The 6548-nt window shown below is 72.6% G+C and carries 7 protein-coding genes, 1 pseudogene and 1 riboswitch; of the genes and pseudogenes, 5 read left to right on the forward strand and 3 right to left on the reverse strand.

From position 1 onward, the window contains the following. Nucleotides 1-704 (reverse strand): ATP-binding protein (locus ACRDSQ_RS28535; RefSeq protein WP_431425290.1); only part of this gene is annotated, 704 nt, incomplete at its 3' end. Nucleotides 705-790: 86 nt separating this feature from the next. After that, nucleotides 791-916: riboswitch (cobalamin riboswitch) on the reverse strand. A 112-nt stretch (nt 917-1028) separates the two neighbouring features. Between ACRDSQ_RS28535 and cbiE the strand changes: the two genes are divergently transcribed. Next, on the forward strand, nt 1029-2213 hold the full coding sequence (gene cbiE / locus ACRDSQ_RS28540; RefSeq protein WP_431425291.1) for a precorrin-6y C5,15-methyltransferase (decarboxylating) subunit CbiE: 1185 nt from the start codon (nt 1029-1031) through the stop codon (nt 2211-2213). Beyond that, the gene (gene cobM / locus ACRDSQ_RS28545; protein ID WP_431425293.1) at nt 2210-2953 is read left to right on the forward strand and encodes a precorrin-4 C(11)-methyltransferase; all 744 of its coding nucleotides are present in this window, start codon (nt 2210-2212) and stop codon (nt 2951-2953) included. The genes cbiE and cobM overlap by 4 nt, the downstream gene beginning before the upstream one ends. Here the strand turns inward: cobM and ACRDSQ_RS28550 are convergent. After that, on the reverse strand, nt 2947-4038 hold the full coding sequence (locus tag ACRDSQ_RS28550; protein ID WP_431425295.1) for a cobalt-precorrin-5B (C(1))-methyltransferase: 1092 nt from the start codon (nt 4036-4038) through the stop codon (nt 2947-2949). The two genes, cobM and ACRDSQ_RS28550, sit on opposite strands and share 7 nt — an antisense overlap. Nucleotides 4039-4088: 50 nt before the next feature. On the opposite strand from ACRDSQ_RS28550, the gene ACRDSQ_RS28555 reads away from it, so the two are divergent. Further along, nucleotides 4089-4820 carry a cobalt-precorrin-6A reductase gene (locus ACRDSQ_RS28555; protein ID WP_431425297.1) on the forward strand — a complete coding sequence of 244 codons (732 nt, stop codon included), beginning with the start codon at nt 4089-4091 and terminating at the stop codon, nt 4818-4820. On the opposite strand, the gene ACRDSQ_RS28560 is transcribed toward ACRDSQ_RS28555, so the two are convergent. Further along, a complete protein-coding gene (locus ACRDSQ_RS28560; protein ID WP_431425298.1) occupies nt 4812-5507 on the reverse strand; it encodes a TetR/AcrR family transcriptional regulator in 696 nt (231 codons plus the stop codon). The genes ACRDSQ_RS28555 and ACRDSQ_RS28560 overlap by 9 nt on opposite strands. Before the next feature lie 119 nt (nt 5508-5626). Between ACRDSQ_RS28560 and ACRDSQ_RS28565 the strand changes: the two genes are divergently transcribed. Both ACRDSQ_RS28565 and ACRDSQ_RS28570 read left to right on the forward strand, forming a co-directional pair. Next, nucleotides 5627-6001 carry a VOC family protein gene (locus tag ACRDSQ_RS28565; RefSeq protein ID WP_431425299.1) on the forward strand — a complete coding sequence of 125 codons (375 nt, stop codon included), beginning with the start codon at nt 5627-5629 and terminating at the stop codon, nt 5999-6001. Between the two features lie 38 nt (nt 6002-6039). After that, nucleotides 6040-6548, forward strand: a pseudogene (locus ACRDSQ_RS28570) (hypothetical protein); the annotation flags it as partial.

Consider the following 6548-nt stretch of genomic DNA (forward strand, 5'->3'; position numbering starts at 1 on the left):
GCCTCCTCGACGCTCCAGGCCGCGGCGAAGCCGGCCGGGTCGTCCTCGAAGGCGAGCCGGCGGCGCACCACCTCCACCCGGGTGTCCACGTCGCGTGCGGCCCGCACCTCCACGGCCAGCCCGAACCGGTCGAGCAGCTGCGGGCGCAGCTCGCCTTCCTCCGGGTTCATGGTCCCGACCAGCAGGAACGACGCCGCGTGCGAGACCGACACGCCCTCGCGCTCGACGTGGGCGCGGCCCATGGCGGCAGCGTCGAGCAGCAGGTCGACCAGGTGGTCGTGCAGCAGGTTGACCTCGTCGACGTAAAGGACACCGCGGTGCGCGGCGGCGAGCAGACCCGGCTGGTAGGCGCGGACGCCCTCGGTCAGCGCGCGCTCCAGGTCGAGGGAGCCGATGAGTCGGTCTTCGGTCGCGCCGACTGGCAGCTCGACCAGCCGCGCGGGCCGGGTGTCATCGTCCGCGTCGACATGCGGGCCGTCGGGGCAGTGCGGGTCGGGCCGCTCGGGGTCGCAGCTGAACCGGCAGCCCGCCACGACCGACGCCTCCGGCAGCAGGGCGGCCAGCGCGCGCACGATCGTCGACTTCGCGGTGCCCTTCTCGCCCCGGACCAGCACGCCGCCGATTCCGGGGTGCACCGAGTTGAGCAGGAGAGCGAGACGGAGATCGTCGTGTCCGACGACGGCGGAGAACGGGTAGCCGCTCATCGGCTCACGGGAAAGACAGAGATGGCTGGCAGCACGCCATGATCCTCACTCCGGGTCCGCGCCCGGGTCGGTCTTGGCAGGGGTGGAGTGTCCTGGCTCCCGGATCGCCGCGCCGCTCCGGCCTTCCCAGGGCGGGTGCCCCGGTGGCGCGCGGGGGAGTGGCGCTCCCCGGTGACAGTGGCGGGACCGCACCGGATTCGCACCGGTTTCCTCGCTCACCCTGCTTGGTCGGTCACATCGTCGCAGATGGGGATGCGGGGGCCAAGCCACGTGGCGTGGATCTCGACTACCCGTCGGTTAACGTCTTCGCTTGTGGTGACAGTGGTGGGCATCGGAGCGGACGGCTGGGCGGGGTTGACCGACCCGGCCCGCGACGCGTTGGCCAGGGCCGACGTGATCGTCGGCGGCGCGCGCCAGCTCGGGCTGCTGCCCGAGGAGGTCAAGGCCGAGCTGGTCGAGTGGCCCTCGCCGTTGCTGCCCGCGATCCCCGGCTTCCTCGACACCCACCGCGGCCGAGATGTCTGCGTGCTGGCCAGCGGCGACCCGGTGTTCTACGGGATCGGGACCACGCTGAGCCGGTTCACCGAGGTCCGCGTCCTGCCGCACCCGTCGTCGGCGTCGCTGGCGTGCGCGCGGCTGGGCTGGGCGCTGCAGGACGTGGAGATCGTCAGCGCGGTGGCCCGGCCGGTCGCCCGGCTGCACGCGGTGGTCCACCCGGGTGCACGTGTGCTGGTGCTCAGCGAGAACGCGTCGACTCCGGCCGCCGTCGCGTCCCTGCTGACCGCGCGGGGGTTCGGGGAGAGCGTCATGACCGTGTTGACCGACCTGGGTGGGCCGGGGGAGCGGGTCGACACCGGCATCGCCGACGGCTGGTCGGCCGAGGTGGGCGCGCTGAACGTCGTCGCCGTGGAGTGTGTGGCCGGTGCCGACGCCCGGCGGCTGCCGAGGTGCCCGGGCCTGCCTGACGACGTCTACGAGCACGACGGGCAGATCACCAAGCGGGAGATCCGCGCGGTCACCATCGCCGCGCTGGGCCCGGAGCCGGGGCAGCTGCTGTGGGACATCGGCGGCGGGTCGGGCAGCATCGGCATCGAGTGGATGCGCAGCCACCCGTTGTGCCGGGCCATCGCCGTCGAGCCGAACGAGGACCGCGCGGCGCGTATCTCCCGCAACGCGAGCAGGCTCGGCGTCCCCGACCTGCGGGTCGTGTCGGGCTTCGCGCCGGACGCGCTGGCCGATCTGCCCGAGCCGGACGCGGTGTTCGTCGGCGGCGGGGTGACGGTCGAAGGTGTGATCGCGGCGGGCTGGGCGGCGCTGAAGCCGGGCGGGCGGCTGGTGGTCAACGCGGTGACGTTGGAATCCGAGGCGCTCGTCACCCGGTGGCGGGCCGACCTCGGCGGTGAGCTGATCCGGCTGGCGGTCAGCCGGGCCGCGCCGCTGGGCGGGTTCACCGCCTGGCGGCCGACGTTGCCGGTCACACAGTGGACCGTGCAGAAGGAGGACACATGACCGTGCACTTCATCGGGGCCGGCCCGGGTGCGGCTGACCTGATCACCGTGCGCGGACAGCGGATCATCGCCGAGTCGCCGGTCTGCCTGTACGCGGGCGCGCTGGTGCCCGACGAACTGCTCGCCCTGTGCCCGCCGGGCGCGCGCAAGGTCGACACGGCGAACCTGACGCTTGACGAGATCATCGCCGAGATCACGGCCGCGCATGCTGAGGGCCATGACGTGGCCCGTCTGCACTCCGGCGACCCGTCGGTGTTCAGCGCGGTGGCCGAGCAGGCCCGCCGACTCGACGCGGTCGGGATCCCGTACGACATCACCCCCGGCGTCCCCGCCTTCGCCGCCGCGGCGGCGTCGCTGCGCACGGAGCTGACTGTGCCCGGGGTCGGCCAGACCGTCGTGCTGACCCGCACGTCGGCCCGCGCCACCCCGATGCCGCAAGGAGAGGACCTCGACACCCTGGGCCGCGGCCAGGCGACGATGGTGCTGCACCTTGCGGTGCAACGGATCGACGAGGTCGTGGCGGAACTGGTGCCGAACTACGGTCCACTGTGTCCGGTCGCGGTCGTGGCCTACGCGTCCCGCGCGGACGAGGTGATTCTGCGCGGCACGCTGTCCGACATCGCCGTCCGGGTGAAGGAAGCGGGGATCAAGCGCACGGCGGTGATCATCGTGGGCAAGGTGCTGGCGGCGGAGGGCTTCTGCGACAGCCACCTGTACTCGGCCGCCCGCGACCGTCAGTGAGCGCGGCCCACGATCGTTCCCGCCCGGTCGATCGCCACCACATCCACCGCCACCTCCGCGCCCCGCAACACTTCCAGGGCGGTGCGGCGGGCGCCTGCCGCAACGGCGTCTCCCAGTGGGATTCCCTTGGCCTGGGACAAGGTGAGGGCTTCGAGCGCGGTGTTGGCACCGAGGATGCGGTCGGCCAGTTCGCTGTCCCCGCCCGCCTCCACCGCCGCGCGGGCCAGTGCGGCGAGGTTGACCTGCGAGCGGGCCGAGTGCAGGTCGAGGTGTCCGTCCGCCAGTTTCGACAGCTTCGCGAAGCCGCCCGCGATCGTCAGCTTCGGCACCGGGTGGCGCCGCAGGTACTTCAGCACCGCGCCGGCGAAGTCGCCCATGTCGAGCAGGGCGTCCTCGGGCAGGCCGTAGAGGTCCATGACCGTGCGCTCCGAGGTGGAACCGGTGCACCCGGCCACATGCTGATACCCAGCCGCGCGGGCGACGTCGATGCCGCGGCGGATGCTGTCGATCCACGCCGAGCACGAATACGGGACGACGACACCTGTGGTGCCCAGGATGGACAGGCCGCCAAGGATCCCCAGCCGCGGGTTCCACGTCTTGCGCGCCAGTTCCTCGCCCCGGTCCACCGAGATCTCGACCACGACATCACCGGTCCCGCCATGCAGCGCCGCCACGACGGCGACGTGGTCGCGCATCAGCGTGCGTGGCACCGGGTTGATCGCGGGCTCACCGACGGCCAGCGGCAGACCGGCCTTGGTGACCGTGCCGACGCCCGGCCCGGCGACGAACGTCACTCCACTACCCGCCGGCCCATGCCGCACGGTCGAGCGGATCAGAGCCCCGTGTGTGACGTCCGGGTCGTCGCCCGCGTCCTTGACCACGCCTGCCATTGCGCTGCCCGGATCGAGGTCCTCCACGGCCAGGGCGAACGCCGGCGTCTGTCCTTTGGGGAGGGTGATGGTGACCGGGTCGGGAAACTCGCCGGTGAGCAGCGCGGTGTAGGCGGCCGTCGTCGCCGCCGTGGCGCACGCGCCCGTCGTCCAGCCGTAGCGCAGCCCTTCCGGCGTGCGCCGTTCCTCGGTCATGCCACCAGGGTGCCTGGTCGGCTCGGCCCGATGCCACCGGGGGTGGCGTGGTGAAGGTCCTGATCCTGGGCGGCACAGGGGAGGCACGGTCCCTGGCCGCCGCGCTGGTCGAGCGCACGGACACGGAGGTCGTGTCGTCGCTGGCCGGGCGGGTCCGGAACCCGAAGCTGCCGGTCGGTGACGTGCGGGTCGGCGGATTCGGCGGACCGGACGGGCTCGCGGACTGGTTGACAGCCGAGCGCGTCGACGCCGTGGTCGACGCCACGCACCCGTTCGCGCGGCGGATCAGTGCCTCCGCCGCCGAGGCCGCCAAGCGCGCGGGCACTCCGCTGGTGATGCTGCGTCGTCCTGGGTGGTCGGCCCGGCCCGGCGACGACTGGCACTGGGTGGACGACCTGCCGGAAGCGGCGCGGCGGCTGGGCGAGTTCGGCGACCGGGTGTTCCTCACCACCGGCCGCCAGGGCCTCGCCGAGTTCGCCGACTGCCCAGGCTGGTTCCTGGTTCGCTGCGTGGACGCACCGGAACCGCCCACCCCCGCCGAGATGCGCCTGCTGCTCGACCGCGGCCCCTACACCGTCGACGGCGAACGCGCCCTGATGACCGAACACCGCATCGACGTCCTCGTCACCAAGGACAGCGGCGGCGCCCTCACCGTCGCCAAGCTCGACGCCGCCCGCGACCTCGGCCTCCCGGTCGTGATCGTGCGCAGGCCGCCGACCCCCGACGTCGAGCAGGTGTCGACGGTCGAGGACGCCGTGGCGTGGCTGGACCGGTCAGGATGAGGACTGGATCAGCAACTCGATCCCGTCGAGCGTACGGGCCAGCCCGAACTCGAACCCGTCGGTGTCGAACGCGCCCGCCGCGGCGACCTTCGTCATCGCCGGGAACTTCGCCACGGTGACGTAGGCGTTGAGCACCGGCTCACGCTCGGCCAACCACTCCACCTCGGTCAGCCCGCTGCGCGCCGACGCCTTCTGCGCGTCGACCGACACGAACGCGAGCCCACGCACATAGCTGTCCAGCAGCAGGTACACGCCGAGCATGTCGTTGGGCCCGAGGCCCGCGGACTCCGCCACGGCGAGCAGCGCGTCCATCCGCGCCGTCTCGTTGGGCCCGGGCAACTCGTGCGCGAGCGGCGCCATCAGCAGCCACGGGTGGCGGTGGTAGGCCGCCCACAGTTCCCGTGCGTACCCCTCGAACGCGACCCGCCAGCCCGCCGCCGGGTCCGGCACCGGCAACTCGCCCGACACCTGGTCGCGCATCGCGGCGACCAGATCGGCCTTGCCGGGGACATAGGTGTAGAGCGACATCGTGCCCACGCCGAGCTTCTCCGCGACCCGGCGCATCGACAGATCGGCCAGCCCGTCGCGGTCGGCGAGCTCGATGCCCGCGGCCACGACCGCGTCCACGGTCAGGTCGGGCCTGCGGCCCCGGCCGGTGTCCCCGGGTGAGCGCCAGAGCAGCGCCATCGTCCTCGCCGGTTCTCTTCGCTCAACTTTGTCCGCCACGTGCGTAACGCCTTCCGTATGCTGTACGATACGGTGTACGAAAGCAGATCGTACGCTGTACCGCCAGTCTAGGAGAGCGCATGCGAATCAACCGTTTCACCGTGGCCGTCACCGTCGACGACGTGGTCGCGGGGACGGAGTTCCACGTCCGGCACTTCGGGTTCCGGGCGATCGTGGCCGAGGACTTCATCGCGAAGCTCCTGCACGACGACCCGGCCTACGAGCTGTGCCTGATCAAGACCGGCACCTTCGGCGAAGGCCCGCACGCCGCGGGCGTCGTCCTGGCGCTGGAGGTCGAGGACATCGAGGCCGAGGTCGCCCGCCTCGAAGCCGAGGGCGTCACGATCACCGTCCCGATCCAGGACGAGGAGTGGGGCGAGCGCCTGTGCCAGGTCACCGACCCCAATGGGCTCACCGTGCAGCTCGTGCAGTGGGTGGGCGAACGCCCGGCGTAATGCGCGACCGACCACCGACGAAGGGACAATCACCACCCATGGGGATGATCGCGGCTGACGCCGCAACCCGCCTCGCCCGGTGCGCGGCGGTTTTCGAACCGGGCGAACCCGCCCGGACCGGGTTCGTGGCCTTCCACGGCGACCTGCCCGACGGGGTCGGCGCGCCGGGTGAGCTGGAGATCGCCGAGCCGCAAGGCGAGACGGTGACGGTGCCCGTCGTGCGGCTTTCCGTCGCCGACGCCGTGCCGGTGCTCACCCGCGCCCGGCGCGGATCCGACGCCCACCCGGCGGCCGCGTTCTGGGGCGCGGCCGTCCTGGTGGGCCTGCAGCTGGTGGCCCGCGGGCGGATCATGCCCGGTGTCACCGAGAACGGCTTCGACGCCTGGCGGGCGGGCCCGCTCGACCCCGCCGACACGGAACGCATCCGCGAACTGGCCACCGCCATGCCTGCTGCCGCCCGCGCGATCCCCGTCCCCGGGCGCACCCCGCTGGAGCTGCCCGACGCGCACACCCTGGTGCGAGGGTTCGTCGACGCGGTGGCCGACGG

Source organism: Actinokineospora sp. (genome assembly GCF_050699995.1).
Classification (GTDB): Bacteria; Actinomycetota; Actinomycetes; order Mycobacteriales; family Pseudonocardiaceae; genus Actinokineospora.